The organism is Carnobacterium sp. 1290_CSPC, from assembly GCF_001053265.1.
GTDB classification, from domain to species: Bacteria; Bacillota; Bacilli; order Lactobacillales; family Aerococcaceae; genus Aerococcus; species Aerococcus urinaeequi.
The window spans coordinates 105213-130362 of record NZ_JVVG01000024.1; the positions used below are offsets into that span (position 1 = coordinate 105213).

At 40.6% G+C, this 25150-nt stretch carries 27 protein-coding genes; all 27 read right to left on the bottom strand.

Translation table 11 applies throughout. From position 1 onward, the window contains the following. Nucleotides 1-80: 80 nt before the first annotated feature. Nucleotides 81-1487, bottom strand: coding sequence for a cell division protein FtsQ/DivIB (locus AC973_RS01970; RefSeq protein ID WP_225968910.1), 1407 nt, complete (start codon nt 1485-1487; stop codon nt 81-83). 40 nt (nt 1488-1527) lie between these two features. Then, entirely contained in the window at nt 1528-2625 is a 1098-nt protein-coding gene (gene murG / locus AC973_RS01975) for an undecaprenyldiphospho-muramoylpentapeptide beta-N-acetylglucosaminyltransferase (RefSeq protein ID WP_048726598.1), read from the bottom strand. A gap of 28 nt (nt 2626-2653) precedes the next feature. Beyond that, nucleotides 2654-4042, bottom strand: a complete 1389-nt coding sequence (murD, locus tag AC973_RS01980; protein WP_048726601.1) for a UDP-N-acetylmuramoyl-L-alanine--D-glutamate ligase — start codon at nt 4040-4042, stop codon at nt 2654-2656. A 29-nt stretch (nt 4043-4071) separates the two neighbouring features. Beyond that, nucleotides 4072-5019, bottom strand: a complete 948-nt coding sequence (gene mraY / locus AC973_RS01985; protein WP_016897664.1) for a phospho-N-acetylmuramoyl-pentapeptide-transferase — start codon at nt 5017-5019, stop codon at nt 4072-4074. Between the two features lie 67 nt (nt 5020-5086). Further along, complete coding sequence (locus tag AC973_RS01990; RefSeq protein WP_048726605.1) at nt 5087-7225, bottom strand: penicillin-binding protein; 2139 nt, start codon at nt 7223-7225, stop codon at nt 5087-5089. Further along, on the bottom strand, nt 7225-7665 hold the full coding sequence (ftsL, locus tag AC973_RS01995; protein WP_048726608.1) for a cell division protein FtsL: 441 nt from the start codon (nt 7663-7665) through the stop codon (nt 7225-7227). Before ftsL ends, AC973_RS01990 begins: the two co-directional genes overlap by 1 nt. Before the next feature lie 63 nt (nt 7666-7728). After that, the gene (gene rsmH / locus AC973_RS02000; protein ID WP_048726610.1) at nt 7729-8679 is read right to left on the bottom strand and encodes a 16S rRNA (cytosine(1402)-N(4))-methyltransferase RsmH; all 951 of its coding nucleotides are present in this window, start codon (nt 8677-8679) and stop codon (nt 7729-7731) included. 79 nt (nt 8680-8758) lie between these two features. Continuing rightward, on the bottom strand, nt 8759-9190 hold the full coding sequence (gene mraZ, locus AC973_RS02005) for a division/cell wall cluster transcriptional repressor MraZ (protein WP_048726613.1): 432 nt from the start codon (nt 9188-9190) through the stop codon (nt 8759-8761). Nucleotides 9191-9222: 32 nt separating this feature from the next. Continuing rightward, entirely contained in the window at nt 9223-9402 is a 180-nt protein-coding gene (locus AC973_RS09930; protein ID WP_192828974.1) for a hypothetical protein, read from the bottom strand. A 36-nt stretch (nt 9403-9438) separates the two neighbouring features. Beyond that, nucleotides 9439-9813 (bottom strand): DUF3397 family protein, encoded by a 375-nt coding sequence (locus AC973_RS02010; RefSeq protein WP_048726616.1) that lies wholly within the window; start codon nt 9811-9813, stop codon nt 9439-9441. Between the two features lie 233 nt (nt 9814-10046). Then, nucleotides 10047-10232: a 50S ribosomal protein L32 gene (rpmF, locus tag AC973_RS02015; protein WP_016897670.1), complete on the bottom strand. Its 186-nt coding sequence runs from the start codon at nt 10230-10232 to the stop codon at nt 10047-10049. Nucleotides 10233-10258: 26 nt separating this feature from the next. Further along, nucleotides 10259-10816, bottom strand: a complete 558-nt coding sequence (locus AC973_RS02020; protein ID WP_016897671.1) for a YceD family protein — start codon at nt 10814-10816, stop codon at nt 10259-10261. Between the two features lie 199 nt (nt 10817-11015). Further along, nucleotides 11016-12287 carry a nucleotidyltransferase family protein gene (locus AC973_RS02025; protein ID WP_048726619.1) on the bottom strand — a complete coding sequence of 424 codons (1272 nt, stop codon included), beginning with the start codon at nt 12285-12287 and terminating at the stop codon, nt 11016-11018. A 33-nt stretch (nt 12288-12320) separates the two neighbouring features. Then, entirely contained in the window at nt 12321-13088 is a 768-nt protein-coding gene (locus AC973_RS02030) for a class I SAM-dependent DNA methyltransferase (RefSeq protein WP_048726622.1), read from the bottom strand. A gap of 9 nt (nt 13089-13097) precedes the next feature. Further along, nucleotides 13098-13457: a ribosome silencing factor gene (gene rsfS, locus AC973_RS02035; protein WP_016897674.1), complete on the bottom strand. Its 360-nt coding sequence runs from the start codon at nt 13455-13457 to the stop codon at nt 13098-13100. 33 nt (nt 13458-13490) lie between these two features. Continuing rightward, entirely contained in the window at nt 13491-14117 is a 627-nt protein-coding gene (yqeK, locus tag AC973_RS02040; RefSeq protein ID WP_048726626.1) for a bis(5'-nucleosyl)-tetraphosphatase (symmetrical) YqeK, read from the bottom strand. After that, nucleotides 14107-14769, bottom strand: coding sequence for a nicotinate-nucleotide adenylyltransferase (locus AC973_RS02045; RefSeq protein WP_082148212.1), 663 nt, complete (start codon nt 14767-14769; stop codon nt 14107-14109). The genes yqeK and AC973_RS02045 overlap by 11 nt, the downstream gene beginning before the upstream one ends. Nucleotides 14770-14785: 16 nt before the next feature. Continuing rightward, nucleotides 14786-15094, bottom strand: coding sequence for a ribosome assembly RNA-binding protein YhbY (gene yhbY / locus AC973_RS02050; RefSeq protein ID WP_016897677.1), 309 nt, complete (start codon nt 15092-15094; stop codon nt 14786-14788). A gap of 113 nt (nt 15095-15207) precedes the next feature. Then, entirely contained in the window at nt 15208-16335 is a 1128-nt protein-coding gene (gene yqeH / locus AC973_RS02055; RefSeq protein ID WP_048726629.1) for a ribosome biogenesis GTPase YqeH, read from the bottom strand. Further along, complete coding sequence (locus AC973_RS02060) at nt 16328-16858, bottom strand: YqeG family HAD IIIA-type phosphatase (protein WP_048726631.1); 531 nt, start codon at nt 16856-16858, stop codon at nt 16328-16330. Before AC973_RS02060 ends, yqeH begins: the two co-directional genes overlap by 8 nt. Before the next feature lie 217 nt (nt 16859-17075). Continuing rightward, entirely contained in the window at nt 17076-17963 is an 888-nt protein-coding gene (gene thrB, locus AC973_RS02065; RefSeq protein ID WP_048726634.1) for a homoserine kinase, read from the bottom strand. A 9-nt stretch (nt 17964-17972) separates the two neighbouring features. Then, the gene (locus AC973_RS02070; RefSeq protein WP_048726637.1) at nt 17973-19286 is read right to left on the bottom strand and encodes a homoserine dehydrogenase; all 1314 of its coding nucleotides are present in this window, start codon (nt 19284-19286) and stop codon (nt 17973-17975) included. Between the two features lie 62 nt (nt 19287-19348). Continuing rightward, nucleotides 19349-20893: a Mur ligase family protein gene (locus tag AC973_RS02075; protein WP_048726641.1), complete on the bottom strand. Its 1545-nt coding sequence runs from the start codon at nt 20891-20893 to the stop codon at nt 19349-19351. A gap of 128 nt (nt 20894-21021) precedes the next feature. Further along, a complete protein-coding gene (locus tag AC973_RS02080) occupies nt 21022-21249 on the bottom strand; it encodes a YkuJ family protein (RefSeq protein WP_016897683.1) in 228 nt (75 codons plus the stop codon). 136 nt (nt 21250-21385) lie between these two features. Further along, complete coding sequence (locus AC973_RS02085; RefSeq protein ID WP_016897684.1) at nt 21386-22642, bottom strand: glycosyltransferase; 1257 nt, start codon at nt 22640-22642, stop codon at nt 21386-21388. 211 nt (nt 22643-22853) lie between these two features. Continuing rightward, nucleotides 22854-24587 carry a phosphoenolpyruvate--protein phosphotransferase gene (ptsP, locus tag AC973_RS02090; protein WP_029315811.1) on the bottom strand — a complete coding sequence of 578 codons (1734 nt, stop codon included), beginning with the start codon at nt 24585-24587 and terminating at the stop codon, nt 22854-22856. 1 nt (nt 24588) lies between these two features. Then, a complete protein-coding gene (locus AC973_RS02095; protein ID WP_016897686.1) occupies nt 24589-24855 on the bottom strand; it encodes a phosphocarrier protein HPr in 267 nt (88 codons plus the stop codon). Between the last annotated feature and the right edge of the window lie 295 nt (nt 24856-25150).

A 25150-nucleotide genomic window follows, 5' to 3' on the forward strand; every position in this document is an offset into this window, starting at 1 on the left:
GACATAGTCACGGTCTGTCAATGTGATGACGTTTTCCTACACGCAAATGTTTTTAATTGCCTTCACATGATTTCGCCACTTTATTCACTCACTGATTCAACAACTGAATTGCCACTTGCTGCATCCGTTTCTACACTAGAAGATGCTGCTTGTGCATCAGTACTTTCGACCTGACTACCTTCACTAGATGATGCTGATGAAGCATTTGACCCGCTAGTTGATTCAGTAGTTGAACTATCTGTCGTCTCACTCCCTGAATCTGTTGATGAAGCATCTAGTTCACTAGCTTCACTTTCACTCGCTGCACTTGATTCTGCAGCCACCGATTCATCATAAGCCTTTTTATCTTCTTCTAAAGCGTAAGGGTTATTCCCATCATTTAATTCAGTGAAATAAATAGCTACTTCCATATCGATTAGTCCCGTTTGCCCGTCCAATTGACTGGCAATACCATTATAATAACTCATCCGGTCACCAATTGAACTAATGAACCCTCTCACCACATTCCCGTCAACCATTTGTAAGGCAATCCGGTCAGTATTACTTTCATCACCTGTATAAGTCACTAAGGAAATTTTTTGAATGATATCATCTGACAGACTTGATAGGGCCTTAACCGTTTCTGTTAGCTTGGCTTTTTGATCTTCATTGGCAATATCATAACCTTCAAATAAGGGTAACTCTTTTTCAAGTGATGGCAGTGGTGTATCGATGATTTCATTATTTTCTAGTAAAGGGTAGAAAAAGTCCGCAATCTGGATGTAGCCCAATTGGCGGTAGGCTGACACGTTCACAGCTACTTTATTCCAATCCGATACATTCACAGTTGCTGACTTGACCGAAGGATTTTGGTTTACAATAGCTTGTTCCACCTCACCCTTGGAATTTTTCAAATCCGTCACCGACATCCCTTCATTTAGGGGAGATAAATTCATGCTTTCTGTATCCTCCACACCTTCAACAGTGATTGAAGCCACATGATTAAGCGGGGAAGCATAGTAACCAGCCACAAATAATGCAATTACAAATGGTAATAATAATAGGACCATTTTCTTCCAGTTAGTTGGTTCACTTTTTTGTACCTTCTTAACTGGAGGCATCCCCTGATTACTTGTCACCTGCTGCTTTCGCTTGCCGGCTTGACCTTGCTTTTGTTTCTTCGAATTAGCTTTGCCTTTTATATTGAATTTAGGCAATCGCCACTTGGCTTTTTGTTTTGCTTTTTTCTTCACAGGTTTTTGCTTGCTACTTTTTTGTTTATTTTTATTTGACGCTGCTTGTTTCTTTTCAAGCTTAGCTTGGTCCTGGTCTTCGTCTTGACGACTGCTATCCACACCATTTTGCACTGCATCTTGGTTTGACTTATTAGCACTTTTGTCTTGCCTTCTGGCGACATCTGTCCGAGCATTTTCAGCTAATTTTTCATGCAAACGACGTCTTCTCTCGCGTCGCTCTTGGCGAATACGTTCTTCTTCCCAATCCATCATCACGCCCCCTTTCTATCTATTTATTTGGAAAAAGGACTTCCTATTTCACAAGGCTTTCGATGATCTTGATTAAACGGTCACCCGCATCTGGCACCCCTTGGTTCAAGGCGTTCGCCGCAATCCGGGCACGTTCATTTTTATCAGCCATCAAGCCATCAATTTCATCTAATAAAACATTTACATTAAGGTCATTTTCTAAAATCATGCGGGCTCCGTCATGCTTCACTAGCGAGCGGGCATTCATTTCCTGATGGTTGGCCGTTACATTAGGACTTGGAATCAAAATAGATGGCGTCCCTAAGGCTGTTAATTCAGTCATAGTTGTTGCGCCTGAACGACACACGACTAGGTCAATGGTATTGAACAAGGCGGGCATATTATCGATATAGGACACAATTTGTACATTATCCCACTCATTAAAGTCAGAGAATGCTTCTTTAAATTCTTCGTAGTAAGTATCCCCTGAAGCGATCAATACTTGATAATCTTTTTCGATAAATGATGGAATAGCTTCTTTAACAGTTTCGTTGATTCGTAAAGCGCCACGACTACCACCGAAAATCAATACTGTTGGCTTGCCGTTTTCTAGACCATAAGCAGTTAAATCTGCCTTGTCTGTAATAGACGCTACCTCTTGGGCACGCGGATTGCCTGTGAAAACTACTTTGTTCGCGTATCGTTTAAAATCTTTCGCTACATCCTCAAAGCAAATAGCTATTTTTGCCATAAAAGGCGCTAAAAACTTATTGGTCATGCCGGCAACGGAATTTTGTTCATGGATAATACTTGGCACACCTGTACGTGCAGCTGCAAATAAAACCGGCGCACAGACATAACCACCTGTACCAATCGCTACATCCGGGTTAAAATCGCGGACGATTTGCTTTGCCTTACGGATACTATCAAACATGTAATAAACTGTCCTAGCATTATCTAAAGACAATGACCGTTTGATCCCTTGAATTTGGATAGTTTTGAAATCGACCCCTTCATTAGGCACAATTTTTGATTCCAATCCACCTTCAGTCCCCACATACAGAAATTCTGCATCCGGATATTGCGCTAAAATTTGTTTTCTTAGGGCTAAGGCTGGGTAGATATGCCCCCCAGTCCCACCACCGGAAAGTAAAATTCGCATAATAAACTCCTTTTTCTCGCTAATTGATTTATTTACCTAAGTCTTCAATCGCTTTGATATAACGGTCACCACGGACTTCAAAGTTCGGGTATTGGTCCCAAGAAGCTGAAGCTGGTGACAATAGAATGGTGTCACCAGGTGCTGACATATCAAAGGCTGCTTTAACAGCTTCTTCGATCCATTCTACTTTTTCAATTTCTGTTAAACCTTGACTTTGTCCTAGGTCAGCAAATTTATCTGCTGCTTGTCCGAATACAACCATACCTTTCACACGGTCCATATGATCTGCTAATTCAGTCACTTCATTCCCTCGGTCTAAACCGCCCGCTAACCAAATGACATTGTCATGTTTTTGACTGAATGAATCAAGGGCTGTAATGGAGGCATCGTTATTTGTCGCTTTTGAATCATTGTAGAAACGACGACCGTCGATTTCAGCAACAAACTGTAGGCGGTGTTTCACGCCGTGGAAGGCAGATACGCCGTTTTTGATTTCTTCGTTTGAAATTCTTAGTAATTTACCAATAGCAACGGCCACTAGCATATTTTCTAAGTTGTGGTGTCCTGGTAGGAAGAAATCTTTTCTATTGAAGACAATTTCATCATGCCACATAAAGTTTTGGCTATCTTGATCAAACCAAGCACCGTCAGGTTGAATAGTGGTCGCTGAAAAAGGCACAACTGTTGCTTTTGTCGCTCGGTCGCCAAATACGTCCATTTGGTCGGCATTTAAAATCAAGAAGTCATCTACAGTTTGGTTGGCAGTGATTTGCCATTTTGCAGAAATATAACCGTCCATTGAACCATGATAGTCTAAATGGGCAGCGTAAATATTGGTAATGGCTGCAATGTGTGGTTTAAATGCATCTGTACCCATTAATTGGAAGGAAGATAATTCTAAAATCAACCGGTCATCTGCTTCAGCTTTTGAAGCGATGTCTAATGAAGGAATCCCAATGTTCCCCCCAATGTAGCTTTCACCTGTAAGTGAATCTGCTTTCCCTAACATTTCGCCAACTAGGCTAGTAGTTGTTGTTTTACCGTTAGAACCAGTGATACCAATGATTGTGGCATCGGTCATCTTATCTGCAAGTTCGATGTCGGTATAGACGGGTAGGCCAATTTCTTGCGCGCGAACGACCATTGGGTTGCTATAAGGAATACCTGGGTTTTTAACCATAAAGGCGAAGTCTTCGTCTAATAGTGATACGGGATGACCGCCAGCAACAACACGGGCGTTATTTTCCTCGATAAGGGATTGGGCATCTTTATTTTCTTCAAGGGGTTTAAAGTCGTTGACAGTAACAATTGCCCCCAGTGCTTGTAGATGTTGCACGACTGAAACACCAGTCTTTGCAAGTCCGAGTACTAATATTTTTTTATTGCGAACTGATTCGCGCCATTGTGATGCTTCCATAATGATTTCCCCTTTAGTAAAAATTTAAATTAAAAGAATAATAAGCCGATGATGGCTGTGACTAAACCGACTGCCCAAAAGATAATATCTACCTTCCACTCGCTCCAACCAATCATTTCAAAGTGATGGTGGATTGGTGACATTTTGAAGACACGTTTACCGGTCAATTTGAATGAAGTGACTTGTATGATAACTGAAGCTGTTTCAACTACGTATACGAATCCAATCAATAGTAATGACCAAGGGTTGCTTAACATTACTGAAATAACAGCTAATAAAGCACCTAGAGCTAGTGACCCGGCATCTCCCATGAAGATACGAGCTGGTTTGCGGTTAAAAAATAGGAACCCTAATAATCCGGCAACTATAGCGATACAGAAGGCCCCAATTCCGCGTTCACCCATTCTAAATGCAATCAGTGCATAAGTTGAGAATGAGATGACACCAAGACCTGATGATAGGCCGTCAAGTCCGTCCGTTAAATTGAAGGCATTTGAAAATCCTGTGATCCATAGTAATAAGAAGACGAAGACGAATAAGACGTTTGTAATGCCTGTTGTAAATGGAAATGGAATCGACACATGGAAGGTAATCACACGCATTAATAATACGATTAGCGCTGAACCCACAATTTGTAAAATCAATTTTTGCAGTGAAGTTAAACCTTCATTTTGTTTCTTGAAAATCTTTAAGAAGTCATCGGCAAATCCGATACCACCAAAGAAAATCATTGTCCCAACTAACAACCAAACTTCACTGTGCCATTGCCCAGTAAGAATAGACCAGATCAATAATCCGACTAGGGCTGCGGATAGGAAAACGACCCCACCCATTGCTGGGGTACCAGATTTGGCTTTATGCCAAGCTGGTCCCTCATCTCTTGTAACTTGTCCGAATTGTTTTTCACGCATAAATTGAATGAAAAACGGCATACCGACTAGCGTTAACACTAGTGTCGTGATAAATAGTAATACCATAATTTTCCCTTTCTCTTCCCTTATATTTATAGGTTAATGTAGATTTATGTTCCTTGTTTTTAAGTGTTTATGACTCAGCTAATTGTAACACAATCGTCTTATCGTTATTGACTTGTTCACCTACTGCGATCGACTGCCCAACAACGACGCCTTCACCCTCAAGTTCTACTTCAATACCAAGTAATGAAGTTAACGCTTGACTAGCTGACGCGTTCAATCCGGTAAAGTCTGGCATGGTTGGATTTGTATCATCAGACATCAAGAAGATTGGTTGTGTAACAGACACTTCCTCGTTTACTGCAGGGGTTTGGCTGACGATTTTTTCCCCATCACCAATCACTTCTACATTGACGAAGCTAGCATCTGATAAGTTTTGTTGCGCCTCTCCGACAGTTAATCCTGACACATCAGGGACGGTTGCCGTCACAACTGACTCACTATCACCTAAGGCATTATATTCTAGGGCCCTAGTTAATAGTGGTGTATAAATTTTTGTCATCATATCGCTTGCGGTTGTTTCCAAGTTCTTCGGTTGTTCCGCTGTGATATAGAGGACATATTGCGGATCTTCACTTGGGACAAATCCAACTACAGAGTATAAGTATTTGGTTAACCCTGCTTCATAAGTGTTGGTTTCAAGGTTGAAGACCTCAGCAGTACCTGTCTTAGCGGATACTGTATAGTCGTCTAAGTCATAAGCGGCCCCGGTACCTGTATCTGCATAAACAACAGATTGTAAGTATTCAAGGGTCTTATTGGCAGTTTCTTTTGAAATTGGTGAAGAAACTACTTCTGGTTCAACAACTTGCATGGTCCCATCTTCTTCATAACGGTTAACCAATTGTAATTTCATCATATTCCCGTCGTTAGCAATTGCGGTGAAGGCTTGCATCATTTGATAAGGTGTTACGTAAATCCCTTGTCCAAAACCAGTCGTTACTTTATCTGCTTCATAATCATAGTTCATTGACCCACTTGCTTCGTTGGCAAATCCTGAACCCGTTTCTTGCAGTAGACCGAACTCACGGATATAAGATTCCCAAACGTCATAACCCATCTCTTTTACTAAATGGATCATCAGGGTATTTGATGATTGTGATAACCCCTCTAGTTCGGTAATCACACCCCAACCAATTCCGTTATAATCGGCAATCGTTGAACCGCCCATAGTTACGGGACTTGAATCGTAGAATGAATCTGGGTCAAATACCCCTTCTTCAATGGCTGCTGCTACAGTTAATACTTTAATCGTAGATCCTGGTTCATAAGCTTTTTCAACTAGTAAGTTTTGCCACATATCGTCGATACCTTCTTTTGTTTCTAGGTTGAAGGTTGGTCTTTGTGATGCTGCAACAATTTCTCCAGTTTCTGGTTCAACTAGCATAACTGTCATTGACGTTGGTTCATATTTTTCGTAAACCTCTGTCATCAAGGTTTCTAAATAAGTTTGTAGTCGTGAATCTAAGGTTAAATATGCGTCAGACCCATCGGTAGTTTCTTCCTCCACTTGACCTGTTCCACTTAACTCAACATTGGTCGAACTTGATTGGTAAGATTTACGACCATTGGTACCTTTTAGGATGCCATCCATAGACAGTTCCAAGCCCATTTGGCCGGTTAAACGACTATCGATAGCAGTGCCAGCTTCCATATACTCAGCATACCCAATTAAATGAGAGGCAAAGACGCCGTTTGGATACATTCTAGTTGGCGTTTCATTAAACATAATACCTGGTAGATTTTGATCGTCAATAGCCTTCATCTCAGCGTATGTCAGGTCTTGCCCTGCCGTACCAAACTCTACTTGAGAAGCATCTTGAGTGTTTAGTCGTTCTAAGATTTCATCAGCCGTCAGGTCGATATATTGCGACAAGACTTGAGCAGTATTTTTCTTATCCACTACATATTGCGGGTCCTCTGGTTCAGACCATTCATCCGTTAAAACAGCGTACAATGAATAAGAAGTAGCATCCATTGCCAATGGATTTCCACCTACATCATAGATGGTTCCACGTTGTGCTGACAATATGCTACTTCTATCATAGAGGTTTTGGGCCTGCTCCGATAAATCTTGACCGTTCACAGTCCCAAAAACCATTATTTGTGTTAAACGAATGCCAAATATGAGTAGTAAAAAACCTGCCAATCCCATCATCGCTCTAATTGTTTTTTTGCGATTCTTTTTGAGTTTTTTACTGTCTTTCATTATTCCACATTCCTTATATTTTCTTCATTCATATTCAACCCTTGTTCTTCAGCGATTTCTACCACTCGTGAGTAGTTAGATAATTCGTGGACTTCTTGGGTTAAGTTCTCTTTTTGAACACCTAAATCTTCTGCATTTTGTTGTACTTCTTGTAACTGCTGTGATGCTGCATTCACGTTAGCACGCATAATGGTAACCCCTAATAGTCCTGAAATCATAAATAGAAAGGCTACTGTCATCAACATTTTTTGCATCAGTGAGAATTTTACTTTTGGTCTACTTTTACTGGCCGGTATACTCGCCGGAAGAGTTGTCATATTCCGCTTTGGTTGTGCATGTTGACTTTCTTCTGGGTAAGCCGGAATATTTGGAATGGCTCTTTCGGCCGGCATAGCATTCATTTTAATATTTACTTGGTCTTGTAGTAGAAATATTGCCATAAATACTGCTCCCTTCTATTGGTTGGCTTCCTTTTGCTTGTTGGTCTAAAGTTGTGTAAATGTCTATTTAATGCGTTCGATTATACGCAACTTGGCACTTTGTGCGCGTGAGTTATGCGCCAATTCTTCTTCACTGGCGTAAATTGGTTTTCTATTAACCAATTTAAATGGGGCTTCAATATCCGCATTAATCACCGGTAAATTCGCCGGTAATTCATCGCCTGTTGATGCGTCCTTGAACATTTGTTTCACAATGCGGTCTTCTAATGATTGGAAGGAAATTGTAGATACTCGCCCACCAATATTTAATAGATCCAAGGCTTGTTCTAATGAATCTTCAATCGCACCTAACTCATCGTTGACTGCAATACGCACTGCTTGGAAAATCCGTTTAGCCGGATGTCCACCCTTACGACGGGCTGGTGCCGGAATCGCTTCCTTAATAATGTCCACTAATTCCTCTGTACGCGTAATACGATGATCCGCTCTTCTTTGCTCAATTTTACGGGCAATTTGTTTAGAGAATTTTTCTTCTCCGTAGCGGTAAAAAATACGTACAAGATCATTGAAATCCCACTCATTAATGATGGTTTCTGCTGTTAATGCTTGGGTTTGGTCCATACGCATGTCTAATGGTGCATCTTGGTGGTATGAAAATCCGCGTTCAATCTCATCTAATTGCGGTGAGCTCACGCCAAGGTCATACAAGATACCATCTACACCAGTAATACCCATTTTTTCAAGTTCTGACTGGATATGTCTGAAATTATTGTGGACAAGGGTTACCTTGCCACTTTCAATTTCCGCTGCCAATACTTTCTCGGCATTGCCAATGGCCACTAAATCCTGATCAAAGGCGATTAAACGACCTTCGTCAGATAGGGCTGCTGCGATTTTAGAACTATGTCCAGCACCACCCAAAGTACAATCAACATAAATACCATTGGGTTTGATTGCCAATCCGTCTACTGATTCGTTTAACAACACTGAGATATGATGGAATTCATCTGCCATTCTTCTGCCATCCTCTTCTTCTATAATTCTTTATCTCTTCAAAATTTGTTACATTTAGTTTTCTAATTTAAGTTTTTAATTAAAGGCCAAAATCTAACATGTCTTCCGCAATTTCTTCAAAGCTTTCTTCAATTTCAGAAGAAACACTTTCCCATTTTGTTTTCGACCAAATTTCAATACGGTCAGAAACACCTAAGACCAAACATTCTTTTTCAAGACTGGCATAGTCTACTAGGGTTGATGGGATATTAATACGACCCTGTTTATCAATTTCAGCTTCAGCCGCTGCAGAATAGAAAAATCGTGTAAAAGCACGTGCTTCTTTCTTAGCTAGCGGTAATTGTTTCAATTTCTCTTGAATTTTCTCCCAATTTTCTAAAGGATAGCCAAAAACACACCCATCCAAACCACGCGTAATTACGAACTTAGCGCCTAAGTCCTCACGTAATTTAGCTGGAATGATGATTCGCCCTTTGGCGTCGATATTATGTTGGAATTCTCCCATCAACATCATTTATCACCCTATGTGCCTAACCTTAGCCTTTATTGGTATAAGTCTACCATATCTCCCCACTTTTCACCACATTTCCCCAAAATTTTGCTATTTTTTGCACTTTTTGTGGAAAAGGCGTAGTTGCGGGATTTTTTCACACAAAAAAGAAGTTTTGAACCTGTTTTTAACAAGTTCAAAACTTCTTTTTTGTATATTTTTAAGAATTTCAAGTTTCTACATAATAGAGATTGATGACTAGCTAATGTTTACATTGTCACTACTTGAATAATTCGGCAGACGGTTACCAACACATAAGTAATGAAAGTAATGGAGAAAGCAATATTTACAAGCATTCGGTAGAATTTTTTAACAATAACTTCTTCGTTTTTCACAAGTCGCCAAACCAGAATACCAATCGCCAACAAGGAAATCACAACCACTAAGTGGGGAATAATTGAAAAGAACAATAAATCCTTGGAGATAAAGTGGAGGCAAACCAAAAGAATAGGAAAAACAACATCAATCGGTGCAAATTTAATCCGCTTGTTAAAGTAGAGGTAAGGTTTTCCTACTGTGCCTACAAGTAATAAGCTCACGATGGGTAGTAGATAAAACAGTATTTCGCTCCATTTGAAAGCCATAATCGTCAACCTTTCCTTTATTTTCTATATCAACCATAAGTATGTCATCCATTAATACTAGCTAAGATGGCTAAAAATGTCTAGATTGATTTTCCCTTTAAAAAAGGAAAACAAAAAAGGCACTAACCAAAAGCGGTTAATGCCCTTTTAATTATATATAATCAAAGTAAACATTTTAGTTTCCCACATATCAACTATGCAGTAATCCTCAATGAATCTTGCGCTAAATAAAATTATTCAGCTGCTGCGTCAGTCATTACATCTTTACCATCGTAGAAACCGCAGTTTGCACATACATGGTGAGATTTACGTAATTCACCACAGTTAGGGCATGCGTTCATTCCAGGTACTTCTAACTTGTAATGTGTACGGCGTTTGTTTTTTCTTTGTTTAGACGTTTTACGTTTTGGTACTGCCATCATTACACCTCCTAATTAAATATCAATTATGCTTCATCCGACGATTCTGAATCTTTAAACAAATCTTGAAGTTTAGCGAATTCAGGATTGATAACTTCCTCTTCATCACGTTCAGCTTCAAACTCTGTTTGGCTTACAACTCGCCAGTCATTCCCTTCAGGAAACGCATCGTCAGCCTCTTCCTCTTCAGTCAAAATCTGAATTGGTAGATTTAGAAGAATGTTGTCACGAATAGATTCTCGCAAATCTAACGTGTAGCTATCCATAGATAACTGAACAACGTGTTCTTCATCGACAATATCTGTCTCCCAACCGTCTTCAAGAAAACGTTCGGAAACTGGTAATTGTAGATCCAGCACTACCGGCTCTAAAGACCGTGTAGATGGCATCGTCATTTTTAGTGCTAATCGTAATTGTGTCAATACTGTATGTTCTTCATAGAGAACCATACCATCAACTGAAACAGGTGACATGTCGATCAACTCAGGTATTACTGCCTTCATTTGCTCTTTCATATCGACTGATTCTTGAATCATCATTGGTTGGGATGCGATTTGACGCAACTCTTGAATAGACCATTTCATTATTGACCACCTAATAAGCAACAAGAAAAATTATACTAAGTTTAAACTTATTTGTCAATGTTTTTTCCTTGACAAGGTCATTAAATTAAACTCATTATCACTTTTTGACTGTCATATTTACAGGATGAAACGTACTTTCCCATACTACTAGGTCTCCATCAAAAAGTAAACTATTTTTCCTCTGCTCCCTTTCCTTTTTTTATTTCGTAAATATTGGCGGATGATTGAAATTTTGTGTATCAATTTGTGGTTTTAGTATTTCATACATCCGGTCAACCTTCAACCACATTGGCCATTTTTCTTCACTCGTCTGGTCCACACGACTCACCAATTGCCACAGACTATCCGCCCCACTCAAATCCGCCTTAACCGTCTTCAAATAAGCCCGTCCCTTCTCAGTCGCCCCAAGCAACATCAAAGGCTGTCGATGACTAGGTGAAAGCACTGCCTGCATCTCATCTTTTTGAATATTCAAAGCCACCATCAAAGCCGTCCTTTGCACCCGATTTGCCGACCAATTCCGATTCTTCACCCGGTCCACAAAATCATAGAAATTATCCACCTGCTTGATCGCCTCAACCATCCGATTTTCCATACCACCCACCATCTGATAGATACCCCCTAACTCCCCGTTAGAAGCCGTCAACAAACGATAGCGCAGATAGGGAAATAAATCCGTCCACGACACCAGCAGGTCCGCCTCAACTGCCTTACATAAAGCCTCAGCCATATCACTAGGCACCATCTTCTCCAATTCATTCGACTCTTTAAGACCCTTTAAATCTTTGGAAAAGAGGTAGTGACGTATGGCTGACCCAGACGTATAAAGACTAGTGTCTTGGTCTAATTGGCCTTCATTTAAGGCATTTAAACGATGGTTGTCCCCAATCCGTTTGACCGGCACCATCTTTAAAGGCGTCTGTAGCTGGGCATTGACCTTAGCATAAGCAAAAGCCAGTAAGGTATTGGCGTTTTCTTTAAAGTTGACCTTTAAATCCGTAATTTCTAGATGGGTCGCCTGCAAATATTGAATAGCTGCAATCCGTTTTTCAGCGAAAGAACGGTTGTCTAAATTCTCTACATATTGGTCAGCGGCCGCTACTTGATCAGGGTGGGCGATCATCCATTTGGCCAATTGTTCATAATCAGAAAAGTGGTCGTCTTCAACCCCAAAAGAAATAGCTGATGCACCAAGGGCCACCAAAGCTTTTACCCCGCCTTCAGCGAAGTAGTCAGCTGGTTGGGTAGCAAACCAAAATGGTAACTCAACCACTAAATCACAGCCGTTCTCCAAAGCAACGGCTGCCCGCGCCCACTTGGATACTAGGCTTGGTTCCCCACGTTGAACGTAGTTACCAGACATGACGCCAATTACAAGGTCGGCCTCGGCCTGGTATTTGGCTTTTTTGATCTGATGGGCGTGTCCGTTATGGAACGGATGCCATTCGGCAATAATTCCGACAGCTTGCATAGGGTCACCCCTTTTTCAAAGTGTTTACATTACTTATTTCTGCGCTGAAAAGAAGATACGTTTAGAACTCTCATCCGGTGCGTCTTGGCCAAAGTCTGCTGTGACACGGATGTTCTTGAAGCCTACTTGGGTCAAAATTTCCTGGTAAGCTTCAATAGGCAAGGTCTGTTCGTAGTGCATTTCTTCAAACCGTTGGTAGTTGTTATCGTCTGTGTTTTGAACGAATACGTTAATGGTATGGTCGATGGTATTTTCGCCACGGAACTGGTCTGATGTCCAGGTAAATACGGCGTCATCCCACTCAACGACAAAGGATGTTTCTGGATAGATGTCATTCATTTGATGGATAGAATGAACGTCGAACATGAAAATCCCACCATCTTGTAATTGCTGGTAGATATGGGTAAAAGTAGTTTTCACCGCATTCGCGTCCGCTAGATAATTAAAGGTATCGCAGAAACAGGAAATGACTGCTGCTTGGTCCCTTAATTCAAATGTGGTCATGTCATCTTGCCAGAATTCAAGGTCTAACTTAGCTTCCTTAGCGTTCGCTTTGGCTGCAGCGACCATTTTTTCAGATAGGTCTAGCCCCTTGATAGGATAACCTGCTTGGGCCATCAAAATAGCGAATTGACCGCCACCTGCGCCAAGGTCCAACCAATAGTCTTGGCCCTCTATGAATTTGTCGAAGGCCTGCATGGTTTCTGTGGCGAAGGTAAACCAAGATAGGTATAGACTGTCATCAAACAAGATTTCGTAGACATCGGCGAATACGTCATATTGTTGTTGATTTTCTGTCATGGTTGCGCCTTAGCTAATCCATTCTTCAACGTTGACTAATGGTGCTTCAGCCCACATTTTTTCTAAGTTGTAGAAACCACGTTCTTCACTTGTAAATACGTGTACAATCACGTCGAAAGCATCGATTAAGATCCAACGGTTACCGTCTTTTCCTTCGATACCCTTCACTGAAAATCCTGCTTCTTCAATTGCGTCTTCAACAGCGTCCACAATGGCTTTAACTTGACGATCGTTACGACCAGACATGATGACAAAATAGTCAGCCATTGGTGTTGTGTTGGCAACGTCTAAGGCTACGATATCTGTCGCTAAGCGGTCGTCCGCACCTCTAACGATTGCTTCTAATAATATTTCACTCTTTTTAGTCATAAATACTCCTTTATTATTGCTGTTTTATTCTGATCACTTGTTTTTATTACTTTTTTTGCTGCTAAATTTCTTAACCCAATCATTGTAGATGGCGATTGTTTCTGGATATACTTGACGGCCTGATTCAACCAAATGGACAATAGATTGTTTGATTTTAAAGTCTACTGCCGCATCTAAGTCAGTCTTGGCTAGATCTCGTGCTTGTTCAACGCCCTTAAAGTCACGACCTGGTTCGATATAGTCGGCGATAAACAAGATTTTTTGGTCTAGAGTCATGTCATAGCTCCCTATAGTATGGGACCAAACAGCCTGTAAGATATCTTCATCTTTGACCCCAAATCGAGTATTTGCAATCATAGCGGCTAATGGACCGTGCCAAATGGCAGATCCGTAATTTAACCACTCTGGGTCGTATCCTGGATAGTCTTTAAACTCAGATAAGTGGTTTTCGCTATCCTCTTTAGCATAATCATGGAGTAAGGCTGCTATACTGGCCTTATCTACGTCCGCTTCAGGGTACTGTTCAGCTAGTTCAATAGCTGTTTCTTCCACCCGTAAGACGTGCTTATACCGCTTGTTGGTTAAACGAGCTTGCAGTAATTTCTCAAGTTCATCCCGTTTAATATTAATCAGATCCGGATTTAATTCTCTAGCTTTCATGTGCTTGATATAACCCCTTTTCTTGAATGTAAGCAACAACAGGTCCTGGTGTCAGGTAACGGATAGAGGCTTTTTCTGCCACCGAGTTTCTGATCCCTGTTGATGACACAGTCATCCCTTCAGCGTCTACAAAAATCAATGGATAGTCCGTATCATTTTGATAACCCTCACGGCCAACACCTACAAAATGCACCATCTTAATCAAATCATCAATCCGATGCCATTTAGGTAAGTTTTCGATCATATCCGCCCCAATGATGAAATAGAACTCATAAGTTGGATACAGGGCCGTTAAAATCTCCATAGTATCCACCGTATAAGATTTCCCTACCCGGTCGAGTTCAATTGCTTCTAGACTAAAATGTGGATTGTCTTGGATTGCCAATTCAATCATATCTACCCGGTAGGCGTCGTCTAAGGTTTCTTTGGTTTCCGTATGGGGTGGCTTCTTGTTTGGCATAAACCACACTTCATCTAATTTCAGCTTGTCATAGACTTGTTCAGCCATCAATAAATGACCGTTATGGATGGGGTTAAAGGTACCCCCAAGAATACCAATCCGTTTATTGGGATTGTCTTCAAACGCTAATTCTGTCTCTGGTTCATTTATCAAACGAACATGTTCTTGATCTAAAAATGATACCTTTGCCACAATTTGCCTCCTGTAATTAGCCTAAAGCTTTTACTTGCGCTGAGATTTCTTGATACTTAGATTCAGAAGAAGGACGGTATAAAGTAATCACACGTCCAATTGTTTGGACAACAAATGCATCTACTGCCTCAGCGATTTCTGTTGCCGCTTCACTAGTTTCTTCATCTGTATTTTGTAATAAATGTACCTTGATCAACTCACGTTTTTCTAGGACTTCATCAATTTGCACCATAAATTCTTCTGATAAACCGTTTTTACCAATGTTGGCTACGGGGTTCAAATGATGGGCTTCTTTACGTAAAAATTTCTTTTGTTTGTTATTCAAAATGAATAGTCTCCTTTCATAACAAGGTGTGAGAGCCTACCTTCCATTTATGCAGGCTCAAATCCGATTTTGCTCTAGCTGATATGCTATGCGACTTTTAAAGCGACTAAAATCTAGATTAATTTTTCTCTGGTAATAATATCAACACCCTTTGGCACGTAAGCCGCAATTTGAACTGGGTCACTTACTGAAACCCAGCCTAAACCTGGAAATACGATATCTGTTGGTGTTTTGATTGAGAATTCTTTGCGGACTAGTCCTGGAAAATTGGCCTCATTTTCTGGGTAAGGCGGTTGTAAAATCCCACCAAGATGTTCTTGGTAAAATTCGTCTGAACCCTCTAATTTACGACGGTGAGGTTTTATCTGACCAGACATATAAACCGTGAAGGACGTCCGTTCACCAGCAATAAAATCAAGACGGGCTAAGCCACCAAAGAACAATGTTTGTTCTGGATTCAGCTGGAAAGTCACAGGTTTGATTTCTTTATTCGGTAAAGCATCCACCAATTCTTTTCCTTCTAAAATAGAGGTCATCTGGCCTGGGTTAATGATTCCAGGTGTATCAATTAAGCTAGCTTCATTACCATTTGCATCGTCAAAAGGAATATCGATTAAATCTAAAGTCGTTCCTGGGAACTGACTAGTTGTAATGACATCCGCTTCAACACCCGTGGCTTGAAGAATACGGTTAATCAATGAAGATTTACCAACATTAGCCATACCAATCACATAAACATCACGGCCATCACGCATTTCATCGATTTTCGCTAATAAATCATCAATATTAGCCCGCTTTTTAGCTGAGGTAAGGATTAAATCATCGATTTTAATCCCATTATCTTTCAAGTATTTACGCAACCAATTTTCAATCCGGTTGTGTTTCACTGCCTTTGGAATGGCGTCCATCTTGTTGGCAACCATTAGGATGGGGTTAGACCCTGCAAAACGGTTCAAGCCGTTAATTAAAGAGCCTGCTACGTCAAAGATGTCGATCACGTTAACAATAAGGGCATCTTTTTCACTAAGGGTGTTTAAGATGGCTAAAAATTCATCTGCAGATGTCGATACTTTCTCAAGGGTATTATAATGACGCAATTTAAAACAACGTTGGCAGTATAATAATCCTGATTCGATACCTTTTTGGTAGGCAGATTTCGGGGTGTACCCGCGTGTGTCTGGTTGGTCAGTCTGAATTTCAGCACCACAACCAACGCAATATAGTGTTTCTTCGTTAGACAATATTATTCCTCCACTTCAAGTCGGGATGTTTCTTTTCAATTCTCTTGAATAAGAATTTTTCAATTTTACGGTTTAATAGGGTCCATACCAAGTCTGTTTCAACTAATGGCATGACCAAGATGCTGCGAATGCCTAGGCGGTTACCACCAAAAACATCGGTTAAAAGTTGGTCACCAACAATGACTACTTCATCCTGGTTGACACCAAGCATGTCAATGGCCCGTCTAAATCCTCTACGAGAAGGTTTTTTAGCATCTGAGGTAAAGAGTACCCCTAGCTGGTCAGCAACACGTTTCACACGGCCGTGATGGTTATTGGATAAGATGACAACAGGTATCCCCGCTTCTTCCATGGTTCGTAACCAAGCGCGCAGCTCCGGTGTCCCATCCGGGTTATCCCATGCAATCAAGGTGTTATCTAGGTCGGTGATCACGCCTTTGATATTATGTTTGGCTAATTGATCAGGTGTCAATTGATAGATACGTTCTATCATCCAGGTTGGTTTAAAATAGTCTTTTTTCATGCCGGCCTCCCTTATTTTCATGAATAGTATACCATAAGCGGCCCCTTGATTCACTTATGTAAAGGCCTGTTCACCTCATGTTTCATAAGTATAAACTTTTGGCAAAATGCTGCAAGCCGAGTTGGCGGATAGTAGCCATTTTCCGAAAAGCAAAGCAACAAAAAATGCTACGAGCATATCAGTCTGACATGCTCGTAACATTATCAATCGTCTAAAATCACATATTCTCTACTATAACCCCATCTGAGGCAAAGTCAAGTGTCTTTATCTGTACGTCAAGATTTAATTGGCTGATTGCTTCAACAATTTGATCTGAGGCAGTAGCTTGGACAAGGGTCATAATAGTTGGGCCGGCACCTGATAGGTAAGTCCCGTAAACCCCGTCAACTCTTGACAAAACTTGGCGGATTTCACCTAATTCTGGCACTAATTGTGCCCGGAATGGTTCATGCAGCTGGTCCATTTCCATCAAGGTACCCACTGCTTCAATGTCCCCTTCTAACAACTTACTGACGAAGACGTTGCCAATACCATTCGCTCGAACTGCATCTGCAAAGACCAATTCTTTCGGCAAAACGGCTCTCGCTTGTTTAGTTAATAGCTCACGGTTAGGGACGGTCGCAATAAAATGCACATCCTCTAATAAAGACTTCGTCCACAAGACATGGGTTAAATCCATGGCTACAGATACTACTAACCCGCCCGCTAAAGCTGGCGCAATGTTATCTGGGTGCCCTTCGATTTCGTTAGCCATGTTAATCTTTTCATCCATTGACCAATTAGCCCCCGCTAAAATTTCAGCAATGGCAATACCCGCCACAATGGCTGAAGATGATGACCCTAAACCACGGGCTGTCGGGATGTCACTAGTCATATTTAAATAGTGGGGCTTGGCATCCGGTGCGAACCGTAAAATTGTTTCAATCACCATGTTGGATGCATCAGTTGGAATCCCTTCGCCTAGGTCATGGTCAATTTGCCATTGTTCACTAGGGCTAAGAATATCCACCGTTAAATATAGGCTAACGGCAACACCGATTGAATCAAAGCCGGGTCCCATATTGGCTGAAGTCGCCGGGACTTTCACACGTACCTTTTCTACCATATCGGTCACCTACTTCGCTTCAGGCAACACAGAATAGTAAGAAATCAGGTTTAATTCAGGACTATCTTGTGTGGCTTGGTTGATTTGTTGTAATTGGGCTTGTGACATTTCATGAGTGACAACCACAATTTTCGCTGTCTTATCGTCAGATGACGGTTCTTGGAATACCTTGTCTAAGCTGACTTTCGCATCGTCAAAGATTTGGACAAGCTTGATGAATTGCCCTTGTTTGTCTTCAGTTTCAAAATGGAAGAAACCGACAGATTTGATATCTTCAGCCTTTTTCCAAGCGGCATCTTGACTGTAATTCGCAAATGGTTGACCAGTCGTTTCTGTGTGAATATGCTGACCAATGGCCATAATATCTGAAACTACCATAGCACCTGTAGGTAATTCGCCGGCACCAGGCCCGTAGAACATCATCTCGCCAGTCGCTGCTCCCTCAGTAAAGACAGCATTCATTTCGTTACGAACAGTTGATAATGGATGGGTTTTTGGTACTAAGGTTGGCCCCACTTCAGCGTATACAGTACCGTCTACAAAGTTTGCACGACCAATTAGCTTGATCACATAACCTAATGAGCTAGCAACTTGGATATCACGAGCTGTGACATGACGGATTCCTTTGACTGGAATTTCGTTCAAGTCGACAGTCACCCCAAAGGCCATTTTCGTTAAGATTACAATCTTACGGGCTGCATCTAGACCATCAACATCGCCTGATGGGTCTGCTTCTGCTAAACCTAAAGCTTGCGCTTCCGCTAAGACTTCATCGAAGCCACGACCTTGTTCCACCATTTTTGTCAAAATGTAATTCGTTGTCCCGTTGACAATACCTGATACAGAGAATAACTTGTCTGACGCTAGTGGCGTACGTAAACTATTTAAAATTGGAATACCACCAGCAACTGCCGCTTCATATAAGAAGTCTAATTGATGGTCTTGGGCATATTGGATTAAATCTAAACCGCGTTTAATCGCCACCAAGTCCTTGTTAGCAGTTACGATGTGTTTACCAGCGCGTAAAGCAGATTCAATACAGTCAGCTGCGAATGTTGTTCCACCCATCGCTTCAACGACAATATCAATTGAAGGATCGTTGATGACATCATTGAAATCAGTTGTCAATTGAATGCTTTCTGGTAATCCGGGATGTTTCGCTTTTGATTTTTCAATATCACGGACAAAAATCTTCGTTACTTGGTATTGAATACCTTCCGTATCTGACATTTTTTGTGCGTGATCGTACATAATTTTGGCTACACCGCCACCGACTGTACCTAGACCAAGTAATCCAATATTAATTTGTTTCAAATTTGCCACCTCTTTAGTTCATTGTATTTTATCATGTATATTTCATGATATTCTCATAAATTTCTCTATTCTTAAATTCTACCCTTAAATTCATAAAAAGCAATCAATTGTTGAACATATTCAAAATCAGGAACATAGATTTCGTTACGGCCATTAATTTTGATCGTATCTTCAGACCCCTTACCAGCTACCACAATGGTCGTCGGTTTCCCGGACGCAATCGCATCCTTATAGGCCATATAGATTGATCCGGTCCGATCTAAATTGCTTCTTACTTTAGCATCTGGATTGACCCCGTTAATGGCTTCTTCAATTTCAGCCATGATTTTATAAGAGTCTTCAAAGTTTGGATCATCACTGGTTAAATAAATTTCATTGGTATTTAAACCAGCCACATGGCCCATATCAGCACGTCTGTTTTCAGCTTTACCACCGGCTGATCCAAAAACGATGCGGATTTCATTATCAGGGGCCATTTCTTTAACAGATGAGAATAATTCTTCAAAAGAAATCTTGTTGTGCGCGAAATCAACGACGAAGGTTAATTGATTGTCCGCACTACGATAAATTTCCATCCGGCCATCAGTTTTGGCATCGCCTAAAGCCTTTTGAATTGTTGCCCACTCTACATCGTTTTCACGCGCAATCGCCGCAGCCACTAAGGCATTGTTGATATTAAAGTGCCCTAAGACATTTAAAGCCATCGGAATCGCTTCACCTTGGTTTTTCACCACAAAAGTCTGTTTGGTTTCACTAAAAGCTAATTCATCGGCAAAATAATCAGCCGCCGGGTTCTTGCGTGAAACAGTCACAATCCGTTCAATATTTTCAGCATCTTGTGCTGCTTTTAAAATTTCTTCATAATGGTCCGTATCTTCATTGATGACGGCCACTTTACCGTGGTCAAAGATCCGTAATTTTGACTGGAAGTAGTCAGCAAAAGTGGGATGTTCAACTGGTGAAATATGGTCTGGTGAAATATTTAAAAAAGCCACCACTTGCATCTTCACGTCATCAACTCGGTGGTATTTTAAGGCTTGACTGGATACTTCCATAGTTGCCCGTTTCACACCATTGTCTCGCATTGTTGCTAGCATTTCATATAAATCCATGGCTTCCGGCGTAGTAAGGGTTGATGGCGTTTTTTCTAGGCCATCATAGTTAAAGGTAGATGATACGAAACCAGGTAGTGCTTGCCCTTTCTTCTGACTGTCTAGAGTCAAAATTTGGTTAACAAAACCTGCAGTGGTTGTTTTACCCTTGGTACCTGTAATCCCTGAAATGGCCACGTCTTGCCAAGGTGATTGGTAGAAGAAGTTGGCGAGCTGAGCCATCGCTAGGCGGATATCTTCAACGATAATGCCTGGGATGTCTGCTGCGTAATCTTGTTCTGATAGGTAGGCCACTGCCCCGCGGTCAACGGCATCTTTTAGGTATGATGCCTTAAAGTTTAGCCCCTTACAAACGAATAAGGTGTTGGCTGTCACCGCACGCGAGTCGAAGGTGATGCGATCAATTACGACCTCGTCTGCAGTATTTTCTTGTGTAATGGTTGTTGCGCTGCCACTGTCCTTAAAAAAAGCTATAGCACGCGATAATTTCATTGAATCTGACATGTTAAACTCCCTCTACTCCATATAAATAAAAAAAGGATCGTGATGCCACGACCCTCTATACGACACAGAATGTCTGCCATATTGGTAGTTCTAGTAGGTCACCCTACAATTTCAACTGCATTGGTTAATTATTGAATTAACTCGTAGATTTCCATTGCGACTAAATCAATGTCATCAAATTGGAAAGTTTCGTTGATTGTTAAGTCCTCTAATTCAAAACTTTCAGACTCTTTGTTAAAGCGTACAATACACTTCTCAACGCCCTCTTTTTCAAAACGACGTACTTCGATTTCTGAGTCATCAGAAAGCATCGCTTTTAATCGGGTAATAATTGCTTCTAATCGAGATGATTGCATAATAATCTCCTTTCGCCTTCTTATCTTTGTCATTTTAACACTCTTTGGGTGAATAAAAAACCTTTAAGTGCATAAGAAATGAATTAATTTCAGCAAAGCCTTTTCATTGAAAAATGACGGCCCGTATTAAGGCTGACTATTCATCTTTTCTGCGAATATAGAAAGACGGAAAGTACTTGCTGGTCCACTTCAAGGGCTTATGCAATTCTGCAAAAGAAGAAGATAGGTAAACACTTCGGCCAATTAGATTTCTCGGTTTCTCTGACTGCAATTCAATCATGTACTGATAAATATGGTACAAGTCTTCATAGAAAGCGTCCGCCGACACATGGTAAATCAATGGCGCTAGCCCTTCTGTTAATGTAGATTGCGTAGCTGCAATAGCCTTCACAGATTGCGGAAAGTCTGTCACTTCGGTTAATAAATGACCGAACGTTGCAATATCTTCAAGGGCCGCTAGATAAGGCGTCTTCATGGCAATCACCGGTAAATGGTTGGTGATGGCTTCAATAAAGGTTAAGCCTTGCGTTTCTGAAGTTGATAAATTCACATAAACATCCGCCGCTTGGTACAAGACGTTGACTTGGTCATGAGCCACAAAGCCTGGGAAAACGACTTTATCCGTCAAGTTCAGTTCGGCTGTTAACGCTTTTAACTCTTTTAATTGTGGCCCGTCTCCAGCAAGTAATAACTTTGCATTCGGAATATCCGCTAGCACCTGAGGGAACTGCTCGATAATCGCGATTAAGTTTTTTTCTTCAGCAATACGGTTAATCGATAATAGTAAATACTCATCTTGTGCAATACCCCAGCTTTGTCTAAAGTTTTTTAAGACATCTTGGTCAATTTTCTTAGGTAACTTTACCCCGGTTGCCAAGACATGAATAGGTTTTTGAATTTGATAGTCTCGTAAAACATCTTTCATCTGACCGCTAGGTGAAATGACCAAATCAGCTTGATCACAGAAAAGTTTAGACAAATGAACGACCGTTTTTCGAGAAATTAATTTGCCGTTCAAAATATAATGGAGGTATTTCTCATACCAAGTGTGGTAAGTGTGCACTAGTGGAATCCTCATATAGCGCGCTACGCTTACCCCCATCAACCCCATAGAAAACTCCGTTTGGGAATGGACGATATCAATTTCTAACTCTTTACATTTACGGTAAATCGATGCAAAAGAAGGAATCGCCACTCGTCTATCCTTGAAGAACAGAAAAGGAACTGATTCATAGCGAAAGACATGGTCTTCAATTTCTGCCTTTGGATCAGATGTCGTAAAGATATAGACTTGATGTCCGTTATCCTCAAACGTTTCTTTTAATGTTTGAATTGATGTAGCGACCCCACTTACTTGTGGAAAGTAGGTATCGGTAAAGATCGCGATATTCATCTAAACACTCCTTAGATGCCCTTTTTGTTTTAATCCTGTCATATATCCTATCATAACAGAAAAATTGTAATTAAAAAATCACCTGAAGGCAACTTAATTGTAAAGAATACGATAAGGAATCTGTTTGCTTTGGTTTGTTACTAAGACGATGAGAAAACCCCACCAAAATCCATGATCTCAGTGAGGTTTTCAGTATGTTTATTTGAAATGATTATAAGTCAGCTAATTCAGGAACTGCTGCTTTAATTAAAGCTTCAGCTTCGTCTGAAGAAGTTGCTTCCGTAACCACTTTGTTGGCTAATTCAGCCATTTCGTTTGAATCTAATTTAGAAATTAATGATCTGATTTTCAGTACAGAAGACGCAGACATAGAGAATTCATCTAAGCCCATACCTACTAATAATGGGGCAGCCATTGGTTCACCGGCCACTTCACCACACATACCAGTCCATTTACCTTCTTTATGACTAGCATCGATAACGTTTTTAATTAATCGTAATACAGATGGGTTAAATGGTTGGTACAGGTATGAAACGTGTTCGTTCATACGGTCAGCCGCCATTGTATATTGGATTAAGTCGTTAGTACCGATAGAGAAGAAGTCAACTTCTTTAGCGAATTGATCAGCAATCACAGCGGCTGCTGGGATTTCGATCATGATACCCACTTGGATGTCATCCGCAACTTCAACACCTTCTGATTCTAATTTAGCTTTTTCTTCCTCGTAAATTGCTTTCGCAGCGCGGAATTCAGGTAAATTAGAAATCATCGGGAACATGATGCGTAATGAACCGTATACAGACGCACGTAATAAAGCACGTAATTGTACACGTAATAATTCAGGTTGGTTTAATCCGATACGGATTGCACGATAACCTAAGAATGGGTTCATTTCTTCTGGTAATTGTAAGTAAGGTAAGTGTTTGTCCCCACCGATGTCCATTGTACGAACAACGACTGGATGACCATTCATACCTTCTAAAACAACTTTGTAAGATTCGAATTGCTCATCTTCAGTTGGCATTTCATCTGAATCCATGTATAAGAATTCAGTACGGTATAAACCAATTGCTTCAGCACCGTTTGAATGTACACCTTCTAAATCTTTTGGCGTACCGATGTTGGCAGCGATTTCGAATTTCTTGCCGTCTTTAGTCAAAGTCTCAGCGTCTTTAAGTTTTTCCCACTCAGCTTTACGAGCTAAGAAGTCAGCAGCAATTTTTTCGTACTCTGCGATTGTTGCGTCGTCAGGATTTACAATAACATCACCGTTTAAACCATCAACAATGACAGTGTCACCGTCATTAATTTCTTTAGAAACATTACCAGTCCCTACAACCGCTGCAATTTCCAATGAACGAGACATAATCGCTGAATGTGACGTACGTCCACCGATATCAGTCGCAAAACCTTTAACAAATTGGCGGTTCAATTGTGCAGTATCACTTGGCGTTAAGTCATAAGCCACAACAACCACTTCTTCATCAATTGTTGAAAGGTCAGGGATTTTAACACCTAATAAATGTGCTACTAAACGATCAGTAACATCTTTGATGTCAGCTGCACGTTCTTGCATATAAGGGTTGTCTTCCATACCTTTGAAGATTTCGATGTAGAAGTCAGCTGTTTGACGAACAGCAGATTCTGCATTCAATGTTTCATCATCAATTTTTTGGGTGTAAGCTTGCTGCAATTCCGGATCTTCAAGGACCATTAAATGCGCGTCAAAGACTTGCGCTTCCTCTTCTGACAATGATTTAGCTGCAACCGCTTTAATTTTTTCGATTTCTACTTTTGAGTCGGCTATAGCTTTTGCTAAGCGTTCTTTTTCTTGTTGTGAATCATTAGATTTTGAAATTTCAAAACTTAAATCAGGTTCTTCAACTAAGAACGCTTTAGCGATGGCAATGCCATCGCTAGCCGCGATTCCTGTTAATTTTGTCATATTATTCTGATAACCCTTCATTTTTCATAGTGTCAGCAATTGTTTGGATTGCTTCTTCTTCGTCATCACCTTCAGCAGTGATTACAACGTCAGAACCTTGACCTACACCTAAAGACATTACGCCCATGATAGATTTCAAGTTTACAGATTTACCTTTGTATTCTAAGTTAATATCTGAGTTAAACTTGCTTGCAGATTGCACCAATAAAGTTGCAGGACGTGCGTGGATACCAGTTTCAGCTGTAATGTTAAATTCTTGTTTTTTCATAATCAAAAATCTCCTTTAAAATGTTTTATTCATACCTTTATAAATAGGCAAGAGTTATTATAGCTTATCTATTTGCAAAGTAAAACGTCACAAACTAGACTATACCACAATTAGAAAACTCTTTCACTTATAATTTACCAAAAAAATAGCGTTTCCACAAGGTTTTTCACTTGGATAGCACATGAATTATTTTGGTTGAGACCTTTTAGTTGAAAGTCAAAATTGGTCAGAGTATAATAGAGTTATTAGCAGTTATATTGAAATGCTGCGAATTAAAAATTGCAAGCAACCCCCT